The organism is Arthrobacter gyeryongensis (assembly GCF_039543785.1).
Classification (GTDB): Bacteria; Actinomycetota; Actinomycetes; order Actinomycetales; family Micrococcaceae; genus Arthrobacter; species Arthrobacter gyeryongensis.
Genome location: NZ_BAABKK010000052.1, coordinates 41635 through 64901, shown reverse-complemented (window position 1 = coordinate 64901; position 23267 = coordinate 41635). Strand labels below are relative to the sequence as shown.

The 23267-nt window shown below is 63.5% G+C and carries 20 protein-coding genes; 4 read left to right on the top strand and 16 right to left on the bottom strand.

Annotated elements, in window-relative coordinates:
* The 3 genes from ABEA18_RS24440 to ABEA18_RS24430 all read right to left on the bottom strand — a co-directional run bounded on the left by ABEA18_RS24440 (window position 1) and on the right by ABEA18_RS24430 (window position 2698).
* Window positions 1–1464: an aromatic ring-hydroxylating oxygenase subunit alpha gene (locus tag ABEA18_RS24440; RefSeq protein WP_047040736.1), complete on the bottom strand. Its 1464-nt coding sequence runs from the start codon at window positions 1462–1464 to the stop codon at window positions 1–3.
* A 157-nt stretch (window positions 1465–1621) separates the two neighbouring features.
* Window positions 1622–2416: an aldo/keto reductase gene (locus tag ABEA18_RS24435; protein ID WP_225341339.1), complete on the bottom strand. Its 795-nt coding sequence runs from the start codon at window positions 2414–2416 to the stop codon at window positions 1622–1624.
* A 132-nt stretch (window positions 2417–2548) separates the two neighbouring features.
* On the bottom strand, window positions 2549–2698 hold the full coding sequence (locus ABEA18_RS24430) for a hypothetical protein (protein WP_157894436.1): 150 nt from the start codon (window positions 2696–2698) through the stop codon (window positions 2549–2551).
* 249 nt (window positions 2699–2947) lie between these two features.
* Here ABEA18_RS24430 and ABEA18_RS24425 point away from each other — a divergent pair, with 249 nt between their 5' ends.
* Entirely contained in the window at window positions 2948–3733 is a 786-nt protein-coding gene (locus tag ABEA18_RS24425) for an IclR family transcriptional regulator domain-containing protein (protein WP_345454065.1), read from the top strand.
* 80 nt (window positions 3734–3813) lie between these two features.
* Here the strand turns inward: ABEA18_RS24425 and ABEA18_RS24420 are convergent, their stop codons facing one another.
* Complete coding sequence (locus tag ABEA18_RS24420) at window positions 3814–4605, bottom strand: IclR family transcriptional regulator (RefSeq protein ID WP_264963634.1); 792 nt, start codon at window positions 4603–4605, stop codon at window positions 3814–3816.
* A 441-nt stretch (window positions 4606–5046) separates the two neighbouring features.
* Here ABEA18_RS24420 and mobC point away from each other — a divergent pair, with 441 nt between their 5' ends.
* Both mobC and ABEA18_RS24410 read left to right on the top strand, forming a co-directional pair.
* On the top strand, window positions 5047–5439 hold the full coding sequence (gene mobC / locus ABEA18_RS24415) for a plasmid mobilization relaxosome protein MobC (protein WP_345454011.1): 393 nt from the start codon (window positions 5047–5049) through the stop codon (window positions 5437–5439).
* A 2-nt stretch (window positions 5440–5441) separates the two neighbouring features.
* Entirely contained in the window at window positions 5442–7058 is a 1617-nt protein-coding gene (locus tag ABEA18_RS24410; protein WP_345454007.1) for a relaxase/mobilization nuclease domain-containing protein, read from the top strand.
* Window positions 7059–7097: 39 nt separating this feature from the next.
* On the opposite strand, the gene ABEA18_RS24405 is transcribed toward ABEA18_RS24410, so the two are convergent.
* Window positions 7098–8300, bottom strand: a complete 1203-nt coding sequence (locus ABEA18_RS24405; RefSeq protein WP_345454004.1) for an IS110 family RNA-guided transposase — start codon at window positions 8298–8300, stop codon at window positions 7098–7100.
* A gap of 240 nt (window positions 8301–8540) precedes the next feature.
* On the opposite strand from ABEA18_RS24405, the gene ABEA18_RS24400 reads away from it, so the two are divergent.
* Window positions 8541–9770 (top strand): hypothetical protein, encoded by a 1230-nt coding sequence (locus ABEA18_RS24400; RefSeq protein ID WP_345454001.1) that lies wholly within the window; start codon window positions 8541–8543, stop codon window positions 9768–9770.
* 258 nt (window positions 9771–10028) lie between these two features.
* Here ABEA18_RS24400 and ABEA18_RS24395 read toward each other — a convergent pair whose 3' ends face one another.
* The 11 genes from ABEA18_RS24395 to ABEA18_RS24345 all read right to left on the bottom strand — a co-directional run bounded on the left by ABEA18_RS24395 (window position 10029) and on the right by ABEA18_RS24345 (window position 23248).
* Entirely contained in the window at window positions 10029–12872 is a 2844-nt protein-coding gene (locus tag ABEA18_RS24395) for a S1 family peptidase (protein ID WP_345453998.1), read from the bottom strand.
* Window positions 12873–12915: 43 nt separating this feature from the next.
* The gene (locus ABEA18_RS24390; RefSeq protein ID WP_345453995.1) at window positions 12916–13254 is read right to left on the bottom strand and encodes a trypco2 family protein; all 339 of its coding nucleotides are present in this window, start codon (window positions 13252–13254) and stop codon (window positions 12916–12918) included.
* Between the two features lie 205 nt (window positions 13255–13459).
* Entirely contained in the window at window positions 13460–13915 is a 456-nt protein-coding gene (locus ABEA18_RS24385; RefSeq protein WP_345453992.1) for a DUF4913 domain-containing protein, read from the bottom strand.
* A 13-nt stretch (window positions 13916–13928) separates the two neighbouring features.
* On the bottom strand, window positions 13929–15701 hold the full coding sequence (locus ABEA18_RS24380) for a type IV secretory system conjugative DNA transfer family protein (RefSeq protein ID WP_345453989.1): 1773 nt from the start codon (window positions 15699–15701) through the stop codon (window positions 13929–13931).
* A complete protein-coding gene (locus tag ABEA18_RS24375) occupies window positions 15698–17296 on the bottom strand; it encodes an ATP/GTP-binding protein (protein ID WP_345453986.1) in 1599 nt (532 codons plus the stop codon). Before ABEA18_RS24375 ends, ABEA18_RS24380 begins: the two co-directional genes overlap by 4 nt.
* Window positions 17296–18804, bottom strand: a complete 1509-nt coding sequence (locus tag ABEA18_RS24370; protein WP_345453983.1) for an SCO6880 family protein — start codon at window positions 18802–18804, stop codon at window positions 17296–17298. Before ABEA18_RS24370 ends, ABEA18_RS24375 begins: the two co-directional genes overlap by 1 nt.
* Complete coding sequence (locus ABEA18_RS24365) at window positions 18791–20062, bottom strand: TrbL/VirB6 family protein (protein WP_345453980.1); 1272 nt, start codon at window positions 20060–20062, stop codon at window positions 18791–18793. Before ABEA18_RS24365 ends, ABEA18_RS24370 begins: the two co-directional genes overlap by 14 nt.
* 40 nt (window positions 20063–20102) lie before the next feature.
* On the bottom strand, window positions 20103–20849 hold the full coding sequence (locus tag ABEA18_RS24360) for a DUF8175 domain-containg protein (RefSeq protein WP_345453977.1): 747 nt from the start codon (window positions 20847–20849) through the stop codon (window positions 20103–20105).
* Between the two features lie 27 nt (window positions 20850–20876).
* Window positions 20877–21146 carry a hypothetical protein gene (locus tag ABEA18_RS24355; RefSeq protein WP_345453974.1) on the bottom strand — a complete coding sequence of 90 codons (270 nt, stop codon included), beginning with the start codon at window positions 21144–21146 and terminating at the stop codon, window positions 20877–20879.
* Window positions 21147–21157: 11 nt separating this feature from the next.
* Window positions 21158–21772, bottom strand: a complete 615-nt coding sequence (locus ABEA18_RS24350; RefSeq protein WP_345453971.1) for a DUF6668 family protein — start codon at window positions 21770–21772, stop codon at window positions 21158–21160.
* Between the two features lie 33 nt (window positions 21773–21805).
* On the bottom strand, window positions 21806–23248 hold the full coding sequence (locus ABEA18_RS24345) for a chromosome partitioning protein ParA (RefSeq protein ID WP_345453968.1): 1443 nt from the start codon (window positions 23246–23248) through the stop codon (window positions 21806–21808).
* Between the last annotated feature and the right edge of the window lie 19 nt (window positions 23249–23267).

Sequence of the window (23267 nt, the reverse complement as noted above, 5' to 3'; positions counted from 1 at the left end):
CTAGCCCTCCTTCGAAACGGTCATTGCCGGGGCGTGCCCGTTGTGCTCAGCGGGAGCCGGGAAAGAATCCGGGGTGTCAGACGGACAGTCCTGCACCGGATTGCTGCCGACGTGCACCTGGGCCGCTTTTTCCATCGGTCGTTCAAGATGGTTGGCCCATCGCAGGAGCAGTTCACGCTGGTTGTATTCGCTGTATCCGACGCGGGTCGAGCCGGGGCCGGAGTACTGCTCGGGGGTCAGGGGTTCGACGACGTTCTGTCCGTTTTCCAGCATGCCCATGCGGCTGTTCAGCAGCAGGCGCCGTGCCATCGGGCCGCCGGCGGTGCTGGTCAAGGAAACCCAGTTTTCCACGTCGTCCTGCTCGAACATGCCGCCGCTGCCAAAGCACATGAGATAGGCCTTGTAGGAAAGTGCCTTAAACTCTTCGGGCGCGTTCTTGTCGACGGCGAACCACGATACGATCTCGGTCTCGTCTTCACTGATTGGCTGCCACTGCCGGATGGAGATGAACGGGAGCACTTCATCGGAGTCTTCTTCGACCCGTGGCCAGTTGTGCACGAAGCTCATGTTCGGGAACACCGACGCCGCCGACACCATGAACCCGTCCTTGCCCACGACGTCGAGCTGCTCCTGGCTCCACTGCTCTTTCATGCGGGCGATCATCTCGTCCGGGTAGCCCACGTAGCGGAGGCGGTCCTCCAGGCTTCCTTCGGGAAGCTTGTAGGTAGTTCCGCCGCCGTTGCCGGCCCAATAGGTTGTCCCGTCCTTGCGCTTTTCCGCCTTTGGTTCGCGGAACAAACCAATTTCGACGACGGAGGTGTGGGTCTGGGGGGTGTGATACATGTCGCCGGCGAAGTTTTCGGCTCCGATTTTCCAGTTGGCCTTGACCCGCCACCGCTGCGGCCCGCGCAGTTCAATCCCGCCGGAGCTTTGCTTCGTGTAGTAGTCCATGTAGAACTTGAAGTCACCCAGGAAGTCCTCCAACGGCTCTGCGTCAGGATCCAGGCTGACGAAGATAAGGCCGTTGTAGATGCCCAGGGAAGGAGCAGGCAGCAACGTCTGCCCCTGCTTCTTGAAGCCCTCTTCGCCGCCGTATGCCTCTTTGTGGAAGGGCAGTCCGACTATGCGGCCGTCGTTACGGTAGGACCACCCGTGGTACGGGCAACGGAAGTGGGAAGCGTTTCCCATCTCCGTGCGGCAGACCTGCATGCCGCGGTGAAGGCACATGTTGAACAGTGCCCGGATTTCTCCATGTTCATCACGGGAAATGATGAATGAGTCTTCCAGGACGCGGCGCACCACGTAGTCGCCAGCTTCGGGCACCTCGGATTCGTGGGCGACGAAAAGCCAGCTGCGACCAAAGACCCGCTCCTTTTCAAGCTCGAAGATCTCTTTGTCGTTGTAAATGTGTGCAGGGATCATGCCCTGCCGTACATCCTGAATCACGCCGCTGTGGTCAGTCATTGATGGATCTCCTTGTCCGGGCCGGCAAGACGCCAGTCATCTCTGGTAATCAGAGATAGTTTCTTTTAGAAAGAGAATGACCTAAAGTGTGGCGTTCGTCAAGCCCCAGTCGGCCGAGTGGCCGAGGCCCCGCCGGACCGCGTCCGTTGGCCGGGATTCAGTGACCGTTTTCCGCAGCATCTGAGTCCCGCGCAGCAGTTTCGCCCATATCCAGGCGGGCCAGATCGTTCATGTCGTCGGCGGTCAGGGTGAAATCGAACGCAGAGATGTTCTCTCTCAACCAGACGGGGTCCGAAGCCTGCGGGATGGGCACCAGGTCCTGCTGAATGTGCCATCGCAGCAGGACCTGGGCAGGTGACCTGTTCAGACGGTCGGCGATGGCCACCACAAGGGGGTTCGCACGCAGTCCGGATTCACGGCCGATCGGGCTCCAGGATTGGGTGAGGATTCCCAGCTCCCGGTGGACCGCACGCGGTTGTGTGCGCGCCAGAGCGGGACTTAGCTGAATCTGGTTGACGTCCGGAACGACTCCGGTCGCTTCGATGATTTTCCTCAGGTGGGCCGGCTTGAAGTTGGAGACGCCGATGGCCTTGACGGCGCCTTCCTCTAACAGGGTTACAAGGCCTTTCCATGCCTCCGCATACGCGCCAAGCGCCGGCACCGGCCAATGGCACATGAACATGTCCAGATAGTCGACCCTAAGCTTCCGCAGGCTTTCGTCGTACGCCCGACGGACGCCGTCGACGCTGTGGGACTCCTTGTTGAACTTGCTGGAAATAAAGAGTTCCGCCCGCGGGACGCCGGCGGTTCTGATGCCGCGGCCCACGGCTTCTTCGTTGCGGTATTGAACGGCCGTGTCGACCAGCCTGTAGCCGGTCTGCACGGCACAGCGGACGGCTTGCTCGCATTCGGCGTCCAGCATCGGCCATGTTCCGAGGCCGATCCGCGGCATACTGTGTCCGTTCAGCAAGGGCAGCCTTGAGGTCGCACCTGGTCTCGGAGCCGTACTCGTTTCATTTATCATCGGAGGGCCTCGTCTTTCGGATCTGTCGATAGTTTGCTAAACGGCTGAAGCCTCAGCTCTTTATGTTTGGGCCATCACGGGTGCGGTCAGCTCAAGGTAGGCGTTTGCCTCCTGCAAGCCAACGCCGCCGCCACACTTGTTGTCGATGTCGAACAGACTGGCCAGATGCGGCAGCTCGGCACGGTCGCCGTAATCCAGCAAGTGAAGCACAACGCATAACTGCTGTCCAGATGTTAATTCCGTTCAGCAGAGAACTGGCGAGATCTGCCGGTGTGGCAGTGGTAGCCGCCCGCCCAGCGCCGTCTGGCCTGTAATCCTCGCCAGTGGGGGCCATTAAACGCATCGCCATGAGATAGCTTCGGATAGGGCCAAGCCTCCCGGAGACCGCCTCCCTTTTGAAGAAGAGCGACCCGGGCCATGTCGAGGCGTTGGCCCGGGCTTTGTCCGTGCTGAAGGCCTATCAGCAGCCAGGACAGGCCATTGTCGGTCTCGGATGTTGCCGAGTTCGTCGGGATCGCCAGGACCGCGGCGGGGCGATTCATCCTCACCCTGGAATACCTGGGTTATCTGTCCTACGACGCCAGTGGCTATTCCTTGCGGCTAGCAGTGCTGGAGATCGGGGATGCCTATCTGCTGAGCCATAAGCTGCTGGCGGTGGCCCATCCGCACCTTGCGTCGCTGGTGCAGGAGGCTGGCGAGACAGCATCGCTGACGGTGCTGCACCGGGGCAGCGGGGTCTACGTGGACCGGGTCCACGCCGACCGCGTCCTGACCGTCAACATCATCATCGGCACCAGCCTGCCGGCGTACGCGACGGCGACCGGGCGCGTCCTTCTCTCCGGGCTCACCGAGGGGGAGCTTGATGAATATCTGGAAGCCCTGGTGCCGGAAAGCCTGACCGGCAACACCGCGATCGACCGCGAGGAAATCCGGAAGAGGATAACCGCGGCCCGGGAGCAAGGCTGGTCGCTGGCCGACCAGGAGCTGACCGAGGGCCTGCGGTCCATTGCCGTCCCCGTGCGGGATGCCGGGACCGGCATCATCGCGGCCGTAAACGTCTCCGCGCACGCCACCCGCGTCAGCGCCGATGCCCTGCGCACCACCGTCCTGCCCCGCCTGCTGGGGGCCCGGCAGGCATCGCAGCCGAGCTCGCCGCCGGCGATGCCTGTTCCAACCGGGTTTTCGATTCCAATGTGCGCGAGTCTACCGCGACTGGGCGTGCAGCTGAGCGCCTGCGGCCGGTAACAGCTCGCTGTCCGACGTCCCTCCGCCACCGCTGGCCGGCTCCGTCAGGAACGGCCGGAGGCGGGGATCGGCGCGTGGGCCTAGACCAGCAGGCCCTGCAATTCTTCAGCGGCCGCCTGAAGCTTGGCACCGAGTTCGACGCGGAGTTGGTCCGACATGCGGTGGGCCGGCACCGAGACGTTGAGGGCGTAGGGGGTGCCGCTTGGATCGGTGAGGGCGACGGCGACGGACGTCACGCCGTCCTCGCTTTCTTCGTCACTGCTTGCAAAACCGGTCTGCCTGATCTTGTCCAGAGCCGATTCCAGGTCCGCCCGGGACGTGATGGAGGCCTTGGTCAGGCCGGGGAGCTCTTGCTGGGGGTAAAGGTTCCGTAGCTGGTCATCGCTGAGCCGGCTCAACATGGCTTTTCCCGTGGCGGCGCAGTTGGCGGGAATCATCCGGCCCTGACGGGAGCCAACGCGCACCGCGCGGGAGCTTTCGATGGCATCGAGGAAATGCGTGTCTGTTCCCTCAAGCCTAGCGAAGTGGACGGTCTCCCCGGTTTCGTCGAAGAGCCGTTCCAGGAACGGGCGGGCGACGGTCCGGACGTCGCTCTGGCGTCGGATGGCGAAAGCGATGGAGCCCAGTGCCTGGCCAGGTTCATAGGCCCGGGTGGCCGGATTCCGGCGCACGAATCCACGGTAGAGCAACATGCCCATGAGCCGGTGGGCAGTCGAGGAAGCTACACCCAGATACTTGCTTGCGTCCGTCAGCCTGATGCTGGGCTGGGTCTCGAAAAGCAGGAGGAGGCGGAGGGCGTTGTCAACAGATTCTATGGGGTACTGCGGAGGAGGGCCGTATTTTGCCCTGTCGTCCGCATCTGTTGATCGCATTTTACTAATCATACCCAGCGTCGGCGGGGCTGTCGGAATCGCCAGGCTGGCCGGCTTGACGGGCTGACGCCCAGCCTGGCGATTCCGTGCCTCCAGGCGGTCGCTATGTTGAACGGCCCTCCGAGGTCCGGCAGCTCCGCCATGTCGGGACCGGGAAGGTTTCCGGTGCATCGGAGTCGCAGGCAGTGGAGAGTGCGAAGTCGAAGACGGAGATGTTTTCGCTGAGCCAGATGGGTACTGACGTCTGGACGATGGGTACGAGGCCCTATTGGACGTGCCAGCGGAGCAGGACCTCGGTCGGAGCGACCGGAGCAAGCTATACACTTACACGGGTGTAAGTGGCTTGCCGCGCTCGACACTGGCGGGTCGAGTGCGGCACACTGGTCAGTGTGGTCCCCGGTTTCGGGGTCGCTGCGCTGGGCCTTTGAAGGGATGGAATGAATGGCGGATGAGGGATTCACTCACCGTTTCAATCTGTCGCGTCGACGCCGGGAGAACACTCCCGCCGGCACCAAGAAGCGCCGTGACCTGTGGGTCACTGTGGAGGAGGAAGCCGCGCTTGTCGCGAGGGCTGAGCGGGAGAAGGTTACGGTCCCGAACCTGCTGATCACAGCGGCATTGTCCGAGACCCAGGAGACGACTACCGAACGGCGTGCCGCCATCGCGGAACTGATGTCCCTCCACAACCTGCTGGCCCGTTCCTCCAACAACATCAACCAGCTCGCACGCCAGGCCAACGCCACGAGCGAGTTCCCCGCCGAGGCGCGCGAAGCCCTGAAACATATCCGCTCCGTTGCCATGAGAATCGACGACGCCATTGACGGGCTGATGTAGGGATGATCCCGAACATCACCCGCGGCTCGCGCATGGGCGGGCTCATGGTTTACCTGGCCTCCACGGACGCCAATAAGACGAAGAACGCCCACTCCGATCCGCACCTGGTAGCCGGCGATGCTGCGATCATGTCGTGGTACGACGACGGTGTCCTGGACCGTGACGATGCCCTGGCAATCGCTAAGCATCTGGACCGTCCGCGCAAGGCTTATGGCGTATCAGTTCAGATCAAAGACATGCAGTGGGACGCGGCCAAGAAAGAACGCGTCCACGTCGGCTACAAGGACGCCAGCGTCTGGCACTGCTCGCTGAGCCTGCGCGCCGAAGAAGGCGCCCTGACGGATCAGCAGTGGGGCGACATCGCCAACGACTTCGTGGACTCTATGGGCTTTACCGAAGCCAGCGGAAAGGCGCAGTGCCGGTGGGCTGCGGTCAACCACGGCACGAGTGAGAACGGCAACCACCACATCCACCTGGCCGTCTCCCTGGTCCGCGAAGACGGCACCAAGGCATCCACCCACGGCGATTACAAAAGGGCGCAGGAGACCTGCCGGGAGCTCGAGGTCAAGTACGGGCTGGAACAGCTCTCCACCGTGCACTCCACCCGTGGCTACGACCGGGCCGAGAAGGCCATTGCCGTCCGGGACGAGCGGGAGATGCACCGCTCATCTCTGGCCCGGAAAGTGCGCGCCAGCGCCAGCGCCTCGGCCACCGAAGGTGAGTTTGTCCGGCGCGCCCGCGACACCGGCATGCTGGTCCGGCCGCGCTATGCGAAGAACACCACCGACGTCATCGTCGGGTACTCCGTAGCCGAGCGGCCCAAGCAGGGCGAACGGCCTATCTGGTTTGGCGGCGGCACCCTCGCGTCCGACCTGAAGCTCGGTGCTCTGCGTGAAGAATGGATGGACTCACCGCACCAGGCAACAGAGGCCGCGGCGGAATGGAACGCAGCGGCCCGCAACAGGCGCACCGTGTCCAGGACCGGCCCCGAGAACGGAACACCACCAGCGGAAATGTGGGTCGAGTACACCCGGAACGCGACCGCGCTTGTTGAGCAGCTGCGCGCACTGCCGCGTGATGACCATGCCACCTGGGCGAAAGCAGCAAGGGAAGTATCCGGAGCGTTCGCGGCGTGGTCCTACCGGCTCGAACCGACGCCGGGGCCATTGGCGGCCACCGCCGCCGAACTGTCCCGCACCGCCCAGCTCCGCGCACCACGGCAGCACAGCAAGCCCGTCGCCCTGCCGTCCATTGCCGGGACTGCCATGTTGTTCATGGCCGCGTCCGGTAAGAACAAGACGGCCGCCCAGTCCGCGCTCATGCTGCAGCTGGTCAACACTGCCTTCGCCATCCACGAAATGCACCAACAGTCCGGACGAACCAGAGAAGCGCAGCGGCTCCGTGCCGTCGTCACTGAGCAGTTGAAACCGTTCGCGGCGACCATGCCCCGGCCGGTCACCGTCGGTGCACCGGAACAGGCAGCGGCAACGAACTCCGTAGAACTTGGACTGCGCGGCATGGCGCCCATCCGTCCAGGGTCAGCGGTGCCGAGCACACCAACGCCGGCCAAAACCCACCAGCACACGGGCCGTGATTCCGGCCCCGTACTGGACCGATAAAGACCACCACCAACTGCAAGGGGATTCTCAATGACAAAGTCAAACGCCTTGAGTGACCGGTATCGTCCGGTACTCGAAGCGTTTGTGGTCTCTGAGGAGCGCCCAGATGACGTCGATGCGGCGTCGGGCCAGGGCGAGGATGGCTTGCTTGTGGTTTTTCCCTTCAGCGCGTTTCCGGGCGTAGTAAGCCCGCGAGGTTGGACAGTGAACGGACGCGGTTTGGGCAGAGAGGTAACAGGCACGCAGCAGTCTTCGGTCGTAGCGTCTGGGTCGGTGGTGGTTGCCGCTGACCCGGCCGGAGTCACGCGGGACCGGGGCTACCCCAGCGACGCCGGCAAGCCGGTTGGGGTTCTCGTACTGGTCCATGTTTCCGCCGGTCGAGGCGAGGAACTCGGCGGCGAGCTGCACACCAAACCCAGGGACGCTCAGCAGGATGTCGGCGTATTCATGCTCTCGAAACCGGGCCTCTATCTGGGCCTCGACCTCCTCAATCTCTTCGCGCAGACGCAGGATCTGAGCCGCGATCTTAGCCACCAGCATCGCGGCCGCTGCCTGCCCGGGCACGGCGGTGTGCTGTCGGTTAGCCGTTTCCACCGTGGTCTTGGCAAGAAGGTCGGCCTGGCGGACTCCTTGTTTTCGCAGCCAGTTCGCGATTCTGGCGTGGCCTGCTTTGCGGATCCCGTCAGGGGTTTGGTACCTCGTCAGCAGCACCAGCGCGCCTTTACGCAAGGAGTAATCGAAGGCCGCTTCCAGTGCCGGGAAATACCCCAGCAAGGTTGCGCGGAGCCGGTTAATGGCGCGAGTCCGGTCCGCGACGAGATCGGTGCGGTGAGCCGAGAAGAGCCGGAGCTCGATCGAAATTTCATCGGATGCCCGGACGGGGCGGAGGTCGCGACGCATCCTGGCCTGGTCGGCAATGATGCCGGCGTCCTTGGCGTCGGTCTTTCCGTCACCGCGGTATGTGCGGGAGGCGTGGTGCACGGTTCTGCCAGGGATGTAGAGGACTTGTTGGCCGTTATCGACCAACAGGCTGATAGCGAGAGCACCGCCTCCATCGTTCAGATCGGTTGCCCAGACCACTTCAGCGTCCTCTGCCACGGAGGGAACGTCGGCGATCATGGCCAGCAGTTCGGTCTCATCATTCGCCACGCGGCGAGAGAAGAGCCGCCGGCCCTCCTCATCGATCGCCACGCAGTGATGGTGAGATTTTCCAGCATCAATGCCCGCCCACAATCGCGTCACGGGTACCTCCTTGGCTCGTCGGGGTGTGCTACGCCCAGTCGACAACCTCGCCGTCGTGTCCTTACACAGCGATCAATGTCGCACTTCTCAATTAGAGGTCGAGTTGTCGCGGGGCACCGGGCGGCCAATCCCCTTCAGCCACAAGCAGGGCGTAGAACACGATGAAGCCATACCCGGTGCCCTTGGGTGATGGCGAGCATACAAAGCCCACCGATCACACACCAACACGTAAGGAGCACGATGAGTGAATCAGACGGAATGGATGAAGTTCTGGACGGCGGCATGCGGCAGTCCCTCATGATCGCGTCCCGCATTGCCGAGACCCTGGCCCGGCGCCGGCAGGAATCCCAACGGCAGCAGGAACACCAGGATGCCCAGGCAGCGCACGAAGCCCAGGCCCGCCTCGCTGCTTCACGCAGTGCGGCACGCGCGGCGCTGGCGCCGGTCAATAGGGACCAGTGGTGGGACAAGGCCCAGCCCCATGACATTGCCACTGCACATGCCGTTGCTGAAGGCTGGAAGGACCACGACCCCGCCGCACTGGCGGCCTCGGAAAAGATCCGTCAGGAAGTCGTGACGCGCTACGGCATCGACACCCGCGACATCGGCACGGACGCCGCCTACCTGGAGTCAGGGATCCAGACCATCACCACGGAGAAGGCCCGGCAGGACGCGCTGGAACGCAGCCAGGAAGAGACACGGACGGCGGCCACCGAACATGAGAAGGCCATGGGCCTGCTCGCTGCTGCCCGTGCCGAAGAACTCCGCGCCCAGGCCACGACACTGGCCCCGGAAATGGAACGCCACCAGGTGCCCGCGGAGTACCTTGCCAACCCCGAGCTCGCCCAGGCATTGCAGACGGCACACACCGCGAAGACCCCCGCAGCGGTACAGACAGCGGACGCCACCGTGCAGGAACGCCTGTTCCTCATCGGCAAGGACGGCATCAGCGGCCCCGACATCGACCAGCTGCGCAAAGAAACCACCTCGAACATCAACGGCGCCGGTGACTCGCACTTCGAGGACCCCGCGTTCGTCCAAGCAGCCAAGGACATGCACGAAGCCAAACTCCTGGCAGAGGGCGGCTTCACAGGCTCCGAAAGGACGCCCGTGGAACAGCGGTACGAGCGCGCCGAAAAGGAACTCTTCGCCCGCATGGAAAGCGTCGGCCGAGAAATCGAAAACCACATCACCAGCGACAGCAGCCGGCTCAAAGACCAGGGCCTGAAAACTGAGACCACGTCGGCCGCTGACTACGGCTCAGCGGAACGCCAGAAAGCTTTCGCCGCATCCCTGGCAAACACCGGCGCGAATGAAACCCAGATACGCGGACACCTCGCCGCCGCACGCAGCGAGGGAACACACCCCAGCGCAGCAGTGACCATGGGGAAGGGTGCCGCTAAGGCCAAAAGAACCCCCACAGGGGCGGCAGCCGGTGCTGAGAGGACTAAGAGTGGTCCCAGCCGGTGAGGACGATGGAGATGCCACGGGAGGTGGCACTATTCAGCACATGCCTCGAGCCAGCGTCGTATGTCGCTTTTCGGCCGCGCGGACTGTCATACCCAGCGATGCAGTAATGCTCAGGCGTAGAGACGAGCGCGGTCATAGCAACGAACTATAGGACACCAAGATCGTCGTGGGATCACGGCCTTGAGCCGGATGGCGCTGTGGATCTGGCTCTCACACAGACGGAACTCAGCGAACTGTTCGGCGTCCCCGTACCACCATCTACCCCGAGCGGGCATGCTGCCACACTGAGCTGAGGAAACGGCCTAACTTCTGTGAAAACGTTCTCGACGCGAACTCCGGATAAGCGCGGAAATCGAGTCCGATGACTATGAGGTCGGGGTTCTGGGCTCGGTACACCCTCATTAGTTCATCGCTGGCCCCGAATTCTAGGGCGTGCACCCGCGGCCGCATCGCTGCCAAGGCCTCCCCATCGCCGCTCAGCGCGCGTTGACCCAGAATTCGAGCGTAGCGAAGCTGTGACGCATGCTCGCCCATATCCGCGCGCATCTGGAGTTCCGTCTCAGCAGTTTCGTCGCCGTTCTTGGTTCGCTTGTCAAGAACATCAGCCAGAGCGAATTGGGCGTTGGATTTGCCCCTCGATGCAAGTTCTCGAAGTTCTGAGACCGCTCTCTCATCACCATTCTCCCCGAGGAGCTGAAGTGTGTGGGCAAAATTCACTTCAGCATAGACGTAGCGCTCTGCATAAGCACGGAGAGCGGATAGTGCCGATTCGTCGCCTTCCCTCGCGAAATGTGATGCTACCTGAATAAAGTAGCCATCTCGACCGGCAGGGGGGCCCGAACGGAACATTGCCATGCCAAAGGAGGCAAAATCTTCAAGCGTTCCCCATGTTGAATAACGATCCATCGCTGAGCTCGCGGACCGCCTTTTCCTAGGAGCAATACGCCAGTAGAGCCTCTCTGCAAATTTATCGCCTTGGCGATATCTTTCCTTGAGCAGATTGAGGAGCTTCATATGGGCGGATACATAACCGTAATCCTCGAATGCCTGAGATAGTAATCGGCATGCAACAGTGGTCATTCCTCTAGCTTCAGCATTATCGGCTAACTCCGTTAGAATCACGGGTCCCATTCGTCGTCCGTTGCCTAATAGACTGTTCCATAGGACATGACTTACTGGGCGATATTTGTATCGCTTTAAATGGTCCTGCAGCAAAAAATCATGCAAGTGATACGACTCATCGCACGCTTGCTTCGCCAAAGTCTCCCTTGAAAGGGCAGGGACTCCCATCATGTGGATATCGTGTGTATAGGTGGATGGAGCGATGGGATTGGCGTTTCCAGTCTCGTGTACCGCCTCGGCGATGGCCTTTGCGAGCCAATTCTCGGGTAGGTACGACAAAGCTTCGGGAGTAAGGTAGCTCGGCGCCGCGTCCATAATCGCCCAAGCAGGTATGGGATTCGGATATCCGATTCGTCGAAGCTCCGCTGCGGCTTGGATTACTGCTCGCACCGCTGGAAGAAAAGCGAGTGCCCGCTGTTCAGGAGTAGTCGGATACATGCGGGTGACAAGTTGTGGGCCCCCCGCGAGTACCTGTGTGATTTGACCAGACTGTGCCGTTTCTATAGCCAAAGATATTCTGGGGTCCGTTCGGTCTGCCGTCTCGAGTTCCTCGTCGGTGAAATCGTCCGGAACCTCTACCCATGCGATCCGTTCGTCCCGAAGTAAGTCAGCGACTTGGGAACCATTTTTAGAAGTATGGCGTGAGGCTATTCGTTCCTTATGTTGATGGGGCCAGATGGTACCTAGGATGGCTATCTGGCCTGCCGAGGGTCGGTCAAGTAGCTTCCGGAGCGCATCCGCGGCTTTTTCCCCGTCTTCTGTGGAGGGGAGGCAGCTTTGCAACTCATCCAGCCAAATCACCAGTCTCCGGGCTGTTATTCCGTGATCCACACTATTGATTACGTCTATTGGTGTTCTTGCAGCGATGGTTGGCCAGTCGCCTAGAATCTTCCTTGCAGCTTCGTAGATGCCCCGTGTTTTACCGGTGCACGAGTTCCCAGTTACGATGATGAGCTTTGGGCGTGACTCATAGGGCTGACATTCTGTCAGGTGCTGTTCCAGGTCGTGGTCATGTGGCCTGACTATGTATGGCGACAGGAAACCGAGTGCGGAATCAGGGCTTGCGATTGATTTGTGAATGCCTAAGCGTTCTGGATCCCAGGCGACTAATGGGCGGACAGGTGGCTTGTCGCTTGCCCGTCGTGGAAGAAGTACAAGCTGCGGTCGGTCTTTCAGTTCTGGGATGCTTTGGCCCAGACGCTCCCACCATCGGGTGGGGTGTGGAACGCCATCGCCCCAGCCTGGTCGGCCGAGCTCGGGGTGGAGTGCGGTGAGTGGTGTGAAGGCAAGGGTGCTTTGACCTTCGCGAGGCGCGTGGATGGCGACTACGCCAATGAGATATCCATCAGCTAAGACGGGTGCGCCGGACATCCCTGCCCAAGGCGTTGCGCCAAGGGACCCGATTCTCCGCGGAGGCAAGGGCAGGGGAGCATACTTAACGTGAAGGTGCCCCAGGCCATTCACCATCCCCGACAGCGTGGGAATCTCGCCTGTGGCATGTACCGTCTCACGGATCATACCTTCGGAGTGTTCTGCAAAGAGAGGGTAGCCGATTGCGTGTGCTTCCGTGATCGAAGTTGGTTCCAATGTGTCGCGATCAATACCAGCGATCGGGATCGGGGACACGTGGTTCGGCCAGTCCGGGACGGAAATGAGCGCCAAGTCCGGGGCTACCTTTCCTTCGGGATCCCCAACGAACTCTGGGTCTATGACGGCGGTGTACTCAATCTTCCCTGGGGTACGGACGAAGACGGCCAAAGCGTCCTTCACGACATGTGCCGAGGTCAGGACGGTACGTCCGGCAATAACCGCGCCGGATCCATAGCGCCAGCGCTTGCGTGTTCCTTCGCCTAGGTCACAGCACACTTCGACGACGCGAGAACCCATCGGGGAGTTAGGAACGCCGGGACCTTCTCGGGCGTCATCTTCTCCTGCGCCGGTGCTCGGCTCAGATGCTTGTATCGGTTCGCTGTCAGTCATAGTGGAAGCGCAATCCGATTTAAGTGTTCAGCACATCGTCAACTCAGCCCTTGCGATCGTTCGACTCATCCCGCACCCGGATGGGCCGACCGTCTTTATCCGTAGGGGCTTCGAAGGTGATGACGACCTTGTGCCCGGTATCTCTCTTCCTGCTTCCTTCTGCTCCGATGTCAATGAAGGGAACCTTGAAGCCAGCCTTACCTCCTGCCAGCCATCCGGCTGTAAGGGACAGTTCTACGGTTATGGAAGTGATCGGAAGCTGGAGATCGTCCTCCCGCTCGGAGTTCCGAGCTTTGTTAAGCTCTTCCCTCAATAAGGCAATCGCGTCTGCCAATCCCAGTTCTGAATCCTTCGTGTCTGAGCTTCGTTTCCCATTAGTCACTTGGACCACTCTGCCTTTCTTCAACGTCTAGTTGCGGTTCGTATCTTGAGCAGAGCACTTTCGGTGCGGGCCATTACGCCGCTGCCAGAGCAGCAAGACTGATCCGAAACTTCGAGATCTCGTAGGAATCACTTTTCACAATGCCAGAAGTTCAGCACCAGGGATAGTGCATGCTTTCGAAGTAGGCAGGGGCAGCAGCATGTCCTCAGGTTGAGCGGCTTTCTTGCGCAAGCTGCGTGCGTACGTCTGGGAACCAGCCAGCTGGTGCTTTCTTTGGTTCCAGGTGTTCGGGGTCTCGGTGTTCTTTCATGTCGCAGTTGTAGAACGGGCCCTGTGGGTTCAGCAGGACGCCCATGTGGTGGTCCGCGTGATCGCGCCACCAGACGCTCATGCCGGTGGCCGGGTCGAGACGGAGGTGCTCCCAGGAACGCCAGAGGGCCGCTACGCGGGAGACGGCTTCGGGGTGGAAATACCATTCGATGCACCACTTGGCGGTTTTTCCGGTGACGCTGCGGACGTATGTCGGCAGCAGTTGCTCGTGAAGGAACTCTTCGGCCGTGCCGTAGACGAGCTCCGGTGTCTTTTCCGGTTTGCCGTCCCCGCCGGTGCCGGGGTTGGGTGCGGGGGTGTCCGTGTCGAACAGTCCGAAATCATCTGCCATGGCTTTTGCTTCCTTACCCGGTGACCCAGGGATTAGCGGCCGGAGCGGCGGGCACCGGGACGGGCTCCGGTTCCTCTGGGCGGGGGCTGTATTTCTTGATGGACGCCTCCACGGCGTCCTTGTGCCGGCCGGTGTACCAGGGCATGGTCCGGACCAGCGTGGCGGGCGCGCCGGAGGCGAGGACCACGGCGCGGCCGCGGTCCAGCTCCGCGAGGTTGGAGACGTCGAAGATGCGTTCCTTGCCCTCCTGGCGGGAGCGGCTGGACCCCGACTTTCCCGATGAGACGGAGACGCTGGTGTAGCTGTAGTCCCCGATCAGGTCCGAGAGCGCCCGCAGGAACCCTTCTTCGGCCACTCCCCCGCCATAGACCTTGACGTTCGCGGCCGACCAGATTTTCCGCATGTTCGCCTCGCCCCACAGCTCGACGCCCTGGGACCAGGACTGCAGGATGCCCATGACGATCAGGCCCTTGGAACCGTAGTGGCTGAACTGATCCGGCAGGGCTGCCCAGCGGACGACGTTGGCCAACTCATCGAGGGCGAACAGTGCTGGTTTGGGCAGGCGGCCGCCGCTGCGCTCGGCCCGTTCCTCCATCGCCTCAGCGATCGCCACCGTCAACGCTGTGGTGAGCGGGGAAGCGGAGCCGGCCCCTTCCTTGGAGAGGATGTAGATCGTCTCCTGCGAGGCAGCGAAAGCGTGCGGATTGAACTGCCGGCGGGCATCCGTAGTCACCGTCGCGCCACGCGTCGGAGCGACCCAGCGCAGCGTGTTCCTGGACTTGAGGCACTGAATCATCTTCTCTGCGGTGCCGAAGATCCCGTCGCGCTGTTTGTCGGCCAGCTCCAGCGTGGACTCCAGGCCCTTGTACTGCAGCTCGTAGTCATGCTCTTTCAGGATGTTGATCGGTCCTCGGCTGACCTGCTCCGTCACCCACAGGTAGACCTGCGTGATGGGAAGCTCACCGAGCGCGGCCGCGAGGAAATACGAGGAGAGAATGTCCTCGGCTTTGGGGTCGAAGTAGGCATCCGGCTTAGACCCCGGGACCCGGGAGCCAACGGAGAAATGCTGGGTGAGCTTGTACGCCTTCTCTTCGTCCGTGACGTAGGAGAGCGGGTTCCACCACCACTGTGCTTCCTCCTGGGCGATCTTCTGCGGGTCGAACACCCACACCGGGCCGGTTGCCTCGCGGACGCCACGGGTGCCGTCCACCACGTCACGCTTGTTCGAGGTCGACACCACAGCACCCGGCGCGTCCAGGATCGCGGGCATCACCCGTGAGGTGGACTTACCGGTACGGGGGCCCCAGATATCGAGGCTGAGGTCTTCCCAGGACTGAATGAACGTCTGGCCGGTGGAGACAACCTTGCCCACCACGATGCCCGGCGTGCCCGTCACGCCCAGCCGATCCGCTGTCGCTTTCGCGCCCTTCTCGGAGAACGCGGCCAAGGACTTCCCGCGGCCCAGGTACCGGGCGGCCTTGTCGACGCGGGCACGCTTGGACGCACCCTTCCTCCACGCCACGAGCACGACGATGGCCAGGACCAGGACCAGGCCGGCCATGAGGGCGGCCGCGACGGTGGACTGGACGGGCCACGGCACGCGGCCCTTGACCAGCCCGGCGATCAGGTCGATGGGGTGTGCGGGGGGTGCTTTGATGCCGGCCATCAAGGAGCCGAGGTGGGCGGCCGCGTAGGTCCCGCCGCCGAAGACGACGATGAAGCCGATGGCGAACCAGACCAGCAGGGCATCCCCGAGGCCCATTCCTTTACGGTTCGGTGCACTCACAGCGTGCCTCCCTCAAGGGCTACGTCAGGGGCCATTGGCTCGAGGAGCCTTTCCGGGATCTCTCTCCACTTAGCCTCGGTGTCGTTGACTCCGTCCGGGCCTTGCTCCAAAGATGTCAGGCCCACCAGAACCGGGATCCCGGGCCGGCCGCCAACCTTGATCAGGAACTTCCCCCGTCCGGGAGGTTCGACGTCGAGCCCGCGGGAGTCCCAGGCGGGCGGGTCCTGCCAGGAGATGAGCTTCTGCTGTTCCTGCCTCGACAGCGGAATGGCCGAGGTCAGCAGCGGCATCTCCGAGGCCGGCAGGCCGCCGCAGATCACCATGCCGGAGCGTTCCACGAAGCCGCGGGCCTTCATCCGGTCCTCTTCCGCCGGGAGCGCCAGCAAGTCGGACATGGTGTGGGAAATCATGATCTGACCGACACCCACGGAGCGGTTCAACCGGGTCAGGGCATCCACCCGGTCCACCATGCCCTTGCCGGCGCGCAGCGCCCGCCACAGCTCGTCCAGGACGACGAAGTAGTTCCGGCGCGGTTCCAGACCGGCGTCCGCGAGGGCGTTGGCGACGTTGACAGTACCGAAGCCGTAGGACCAGCAGGCCAGCAGCACTGCGGCCTGCAGGTCGGTTTCGGTCTCGTCAATGCTGGAGACGTCGAAGACCACGGCGCGGTCGCGCATCATGGGGTTGGTGGTGTGCCGGGAGAAGATTTCCCCGAGCTTCCCGCCTCCGGTCAGGCCGAGCAGGGTCGCTTCCAGGGCCCGGGTTTCCTGCAGATAGACCGTCATGTCCCCGCGATCCAGCGCGACCTGGCGCAGCTCATCGGGCGCGGAGATGATCACGTCCAACAGGTCTTTGAGGACCGGGACGCCGTCGAACCGGTCATCGAGGACCCGCAGGGCGCGGTCCAAAATGGTCTGTTCCTGATCGGTGGGCGGGTTGTTCCGGCTGATCGTGATCAGGGAGACAACCATGGCCAGGCGCCGGCCGTGCGCGTCGGCGCGGACCCGGGCGGCGTCCTCATGGTGGCCGCTGTCTTCGAGCAGCTGCGCGGCTTCGACGGCCTGGCCGGGATCGAGGATGTTCAGGTAGCCCACTCCCCGGCCGAGCTTGATGACCTGCCCGCCGAGCGCCTGGACCGCTTTGGCGTGCTCGCCTTTCAAGTCCCCGAGGATCAGGGGGTGGACGCCCTGTGCGGAGAGCCCGATGAACATCCGGCGGACCACGGTGGACTTGCCCAGCCCCGGCTTGCCCAGGATGAACGCGGACGGATTGGAAATCAGCCGTGCCCGCTGGAACCAGCTGATCGGGTCACAGCAGACCGTGGCCTGGGTTTCCTCATGACGTCCGAGCGGGACGCCGATCATGGGCGAGGACGCCCCGGAGGAAAAAGGCCACAGCCCGCAAACCTGGACCGTGGTTCCCCGGTATTCCTTCACGGACGGCACGAGCTGGGCCATGCCGCCGCCGCGTCCGGTCCAGCCCCGGGCCGATGGCCCGGGTTGGCGCGGTTCCTTCTCAGCCTTCTTCTTCGGCGCGGCCTTGACCGGTGCTGCAGCTTTCCTGGCAGGGCGGGTGAAGAGTTTCATGCGGGCCATTACAGGGCATCCTTGATTTCGGAGGGCAGGAGGCTGTGCTTGGGAAGGACCAGACCCAGCGGCAGCGACGCGGCGAACGCGGTGTCCTGGGTGCCGTAGGCGCGGCGCAGCAGCACCCGGGCGGTGCCGGAGGTCTGCTCCACGGCGGCCACGGCATCTGCGAGGCGTTCCTTATCGGTCACGGTGGCCGTGACGACCATGCCGAAGTTCACCAGCCCGGCGCCCTGAGCTTCCTCCTGCGCGGTCTGCACGGCGGAGCGGGCATCGACCAGGGCGCGGGCGGACGGGCGGTTTCCGGAGGTGATGCGGACGTTGGCGTTGTTCTGGTCCCGCTCGACCACGGCCGCGGCACGGGCCGAATCCATGGGGCGGTAGAGCAGTGAAACGCGCTTGCGGTCGATGTCCCCGTGCGGGGCCAGCAGCCGGGACAGGACCGAGGAGTTCACGGAACCGCGCGGGGCACCGGTCATGGTCCAGGAGACGGAGAACGCGCTGTCGTGCCGGTAGTCATCCCAAGACGCCTGCGTCGCGGAGGGTCCAACTTCGCCCCAGGTCAAGAAGACCGGGGAGCCGGCGGAGTGCGCTTCGTCGATGATCAGGGCGGCGGGCGGATCGTAGGCGATCCGGACGACCTCGCAGAGTTCCTGCGCGGACATCGGACGGGCGATCCCGGCGCCGGTGGACTGCAGCCGGGCCGACAGCCCGGGGATCCGGGACGCGAGGTCACGGGCCACATCTTCGGGTGTGCGCTTCTTCGAGCCTGCCCGCAGGGAGGCGTTGAAGGACAGGGACACCCAGGCCCGGACCGTGGCCGACCCTTCCGGATACGTGTCGACGACCTCGTGGAGCACGTTTTTGGCAAAATCCGGGGCGTTCGGGTCGATGTTCATCATGACCTCATTGCGGAGCCGGTAGCCGGAATCCGGTGCGGTCTCCACCGTCACGGCCGCGGCGTCCAGTCCCGCTTCGTCCCCGAGGCCGGCGAGCCAGCCGCCCCAGTTCGCCACCCAGGCATCGACCTGTTCCGGGTCCACCAGGGACGCACCGTCGGGTTCGGTGGAGAAGATCACGGTGTAGTGGCTGGTGGAAGGCACATGCAGGAGGGCGAACGGGCGCTTGTAGGAGTCGGTGAATTCATACAGGGTGGACTTCGCCGCGAGGCCGGGCAGCTGGTACATGCCCCACTGCGTTACCCCGAGGGGGCCGGAACGGTAGAGGTTCGTTCCGGAGGACTTGGCGAGCCGGAAGCTCATTCGGGTTCCGAACCGGTCAACAACGGACTGGCCGTGCTTGTCCTTGACCGTCAGCAGCAGGGCTGCCGCCCCGGCTACGGCCAGGACAGCAAGGCCCGGGAACAGGCCCCAGATGGCGAAGCTGATGATGCCCAGCAACAACCCGGCCATGACAATGCCGGTGCCGATCGCGCCGAGGTTGCCCAGCCCAGCCGAGCGCGGGACGCGCCAGTTGCCGTAGGACGGTTCCTTGTATTCGGTATCAATTGCTGCCACTGGGGCCCTCCCCGGTTGAATCCTGCGCGGTCTGTTGTGCGGCCTGGGAAACCCTGGACGCTGCTTGCGCTCCTACAGCGACGGCCATGCCGGCCGGGCCGGCGGCTGACGCTGCACCCGAGGCGGCGCCTGCGCTACCGGCGGCAGCTCCTGCCCCTGCACCGGTAGTGCCTGCTGCGCCGGCTGTGGCGGCTGTGGAGGCGCTGGTGGCCCCGCCCGGACCGGTCGCCCCGGGCGTCGGCTTCCCGCCATTCCCTCTGGGGCCGGTTGTTCCGGTGCTGCCCTTCGGAGATGAGCCCGACTGGTGGGTTTGTATACTGGCCGGTGTCGGGGCGGCGTTGCCTTTACCGCTTCCGCTGCGGCCCATGGATACGGCACCTGTGGCCATGGCCCCCACGGCAGCCCCTGCTCCTGCTCCCCCGCCGGAGGCGACGGCACCGACCATCGGCGTCACGAACCGCATCAGCGCCGGCAAAGCGAACAGCGCGACGATCATCAACGTGAAGCCCGTGATGGACGTGATCAACGAATTCTTCCCACTGTTGCTACCCATGAGCAGGAATGCGACCGAATAGACGATGGCGGCGGCAGGTTTGTAGAGGATGAACGCGATAGTCCAGCCAACTGCTTTCTGGAACCACTGCCTGCCCATCTCCGTGTTGGTGAACGCGGCCGTGGTCGGCAGGATGCCCGCCAGGATCACCAACATGCCGCTGCGCACCACCATCAGTACGACCTGGACGAGAGATGCAATCAGACCAATCAGCCCCAGAACGATCAGGATAAACACCCCGACGCCGGTCTGGTTGGTCATGACCAGGATGTTCATCGCCTCTGCGAATCCCTTCCCGTCTGTCGAACGCTCGATGACGGCGACAGCGAAGGCGTCGGCCGCGATCACCAGAATTGAGATGACACCCAGGCCAAGGCCCGACACCAGAGTGAGCGTGAGCAGCGAACGGAGCAGGTCCTTTAGCGGCGCCCCACGCTGTTCCCAGATCAGCCGGATGCCTCCGAGGATGACGGCGAGTACCGCCAGCGCCAGCGTCCAGGGCATCAATTCGCTATTGACCGCAGAAACAACCGGACTTGGCGCGGTGCCGTCCTGGCTGGCCAGGTTCACGGTGGGCATCGAAACCCAGAAGGTAGACAGTGTCGTCACCATCTGGCTCATGCCCTCCATGACGGCTTTTGCAAGATTGTTGATTGCGTCGTCCGCGATCCCCGCCGCAACATTGCCGAGACGCTGTTCGCCCATGCAGACAACGTTCCAAACTTCGCATTCCTTTTCTGCCATGTCAGACGCCGGCCCAAGGGATAAATGAACTCAGGTCACTGACCTGGCGAACTGCGCCTCCGCCAGCGGGAGGGATATCCATTTTCCAGTCGCCGTCCTCCCAAAGCAGTGACGTCGAGAGAGCACCGTATCCGCCATCTTTGGTCTCGAAAGCCAGCTCCACAACGGCTGTTTCGGGAGTGTACGAATGGATCATGAAGCCGGCGATCTGGACCTTCGGTGAGGTCCCACCGCTGACGTCCTTGCCTTCCTTTATGGCCTGTACTGCTTTGTCCCGCGAAGGGCTATCAGCTGAAAGTTCCAGGTAAACCTGTTTTGCATAGCCGTTAAACGACGCTGCCCAGATGTTTACCGTTGCGTACAGCGCTCCTGTGGGGGATTGAGCGAAGCACGACCTCAGACCGTCCTTGCCCACCGTGCCGGGGCCTGCTGTTGATGGATCAGTTGGAACGGCCATGGTTCCGAGCAGGTCCCACTTGGATTTGGGGGCGGTTCCCAGTGCAGTTTCTTTACTCGCAGGGAGGCCGCAGACGCTCTTGCCAGCCTCAGCGGAGGCGCTGGGGCTGGCTGCGGATGTGCTGCTGGTCTCTGCCGGGGCAGGGCCGGGCTGGGCGTTTCCCTGTCCTTTGGGGAGCAGGAAGATGACGACGGCTGCTGCAATCAGCGCGACCACCAGCGCGGCAGCAATGAGGAAACCGGGTTTGGTGAACGGATTGCTTTCGGTGGTGCTCTCTGTTGACTGGCTCATGGTGAACCTCCCGTTGTTGGTGCTGGCTTAGACGAAGGCGCGGACGATGCCGGCGGCACCGGTGATGATGATGCAGCCCATCAGGACCCAGCCGAGCTTGCCGATGGCCTGAGCGCCCTCGCCGCGCTGGAGCTGGATGACCATGCCGATGCCGACGATGATGACGCCCAGGACGCCCAGGACCAGACCGATGCCGGAGGCCCAGTTCAGGATCGTGAGCAGGCCACCCGCCTGTTCCGGGACGACCGGGGTGGGGTTGGGGATGACGCTTGCTGCAAGTACGGAGAAGGAGTTCATGGTGAGACCTTTCAGTGGGTGGTGCCGGGTGTGGAGCCGGTAGCCAGGGCGGCTAAGTCAGTGATGAAGCGTTGAAATTCACGGGCCGACGGGGCGGTGGTGGAGTCTGCGTGCCGCCAGGCCTCGACCCAGGGCAGGGTCCAGGACCGGGGGGCTCCCCCGCTGACGATTGTCGCGAAGTCCCGCAAGGGTTTGGGGGTCTTACCCGGTGCGTCCGCGAGGACGGCGAGGCCGAGCAGATCAAGGGCCGGTGCCGCGCCTGATGCCCACTGGGTCAGGGCGCCTTGTGCAGCTGTCAGGCCGCGGATGTCTGCACGGCAAACCAGCAGCACCCGCGGCCTGCTGCCGTCGTGGAGGACGGGCCAGCAGTGACCGGTGACCCGTGCCCCGCCGATCAGGTCAGCGATGCGGCTTTCCCCGGAACCCCCGTGGGCGCCGGCGACCCACAGCGCCGCGGAGCCTGCGATGGTGCGGCGGCCAAGACGGTCTGCGGCATCGGGTTCGACCATTCCCCTGAGCGGTCCATTGATCACGGCCTGCGCAGGCACGTGAGCTTCCGGGGCTGCGGTGTCCGCGCCGTCGGCGGTGGCCGGGTGGGTGATCCAGGGGTTCAGGGACTGTTGCATGCTTGCCTCCTTTCAGAGTCCGTGGTGGGTGGGTTAGAAGACGGCGGCGACGGCGGCCGCGGCCGCCAGCCATGCCCGCTGGGTGGCGGGCTGGAGGGCTTCATAGCGGATGGGTCCGTTGACCAGGGCCGGATCGTAAGGAATCCGGACGACCGCCCGGACGAACGGGGCGAAGCCGTCAGCGATCCGCTGGGCCTCGTCCTTGGCCCGCTTCAGCGCCTCGCCGCTCATGCTGCGCTTGGCGTCGGTGGATTCCGAGACGATGACAACGGCGTTGCGGGCCAGTTCCGCGTCGTGGCCGCCCCGGGATTCCAGGGTCTGCAGCGTCAGCCGTGCGGCTTCTGCGCGGTCCTCAATGGCTGTCACCGGGACCACGAGCTGGTTGGTGTGGTCGATCATCCGCCGCCAGTTCGCGGCCCTGGCCGTGTTGCCGGAGTCCATCACGACGAGGCGGTAGTAGCGGGTGAGCACCTGGTGGGCGATGTCGACTTCCTCGGCCGTGACTTCGTGGTCGCCTTCTTCGTTTTCATCCGAGCGGAGGACGTCGAACTTGTCGGCGGTCTGGTGGTGGACGAACTTGGCGATTTCGGCGGCGTTCGTGGACGGGGAGAGCAGTTCGGTGGAGGCGTCGATCAGGTCCAGGACGCTGCGGTCGTGGGAGCCCTTTTCCGTCCGCCATCCGAGGGTGCCCTGGGATTCGTTGTTGTCCCACGCGACCGTGGCCGCGCCGCTGTAACGGGCAAGGATCGCCGAGAGCATCACCACGGTGGGGGTCTTGTTCGCCCCGCCCTTGCGGTTCACCACGGCGATGGTCCGGGGGCCGGGCCAGTGCTGGCTGACCGTGCGGACGTCCTCACGTTCGGTGAGTTCTTCCGCGGAGGGATCCATCCGCAGTCCCAGGCGTGTGAGTGTTCCGCGCCAGCCCTGGGTGGCAGGTTCCAGCACCGGGGCGCTGACCAGGAACGAGGTTTCCTTCAGGCTGCGCCGCGTCGGCGCTGCTTCCTCAACAAAGGCAGCTGTCTGTGGTTCCGGGGTGGCCGTCGCGGGGGCGGGCGGCCACGGCTGGGCGCCCACCGATGCTGCAGTGGCAGTGGCAGGAGCGGCCGCAGGCTCTGGTGCGGGTGCGGGGACGGTATCAATGACGGCCGGCGCTACGGTCGCGGGCGTGGTTTCGGGGGCTTCTGCCCGGCGGCGGGCCGGAGCGGGCTCGTAGGAGACGGATTCGATCTTGTTGTCCGGGTGGACGATGAGTTCGCCGTGTCCTTCGGGGTCCTCGATGCGGACCCGCACGGGGCGCTGGAGAGTCTGGGCTTCGCCCACGATGAGGGCCAGGGCGTTGTTGCGCAGTTCCTGCATGGAGTCTCCGGCAGGGACGATGCGGGAGTTGCCCGCGACGAGGACCTCGGCGGTGCCGTTGTCCCGGACGATGGCGCGGATGTTGGGAAAGGCCATAACTTGCGTTGGTGTGGTGCCCATGAGCTTCTTCCTTACGTGT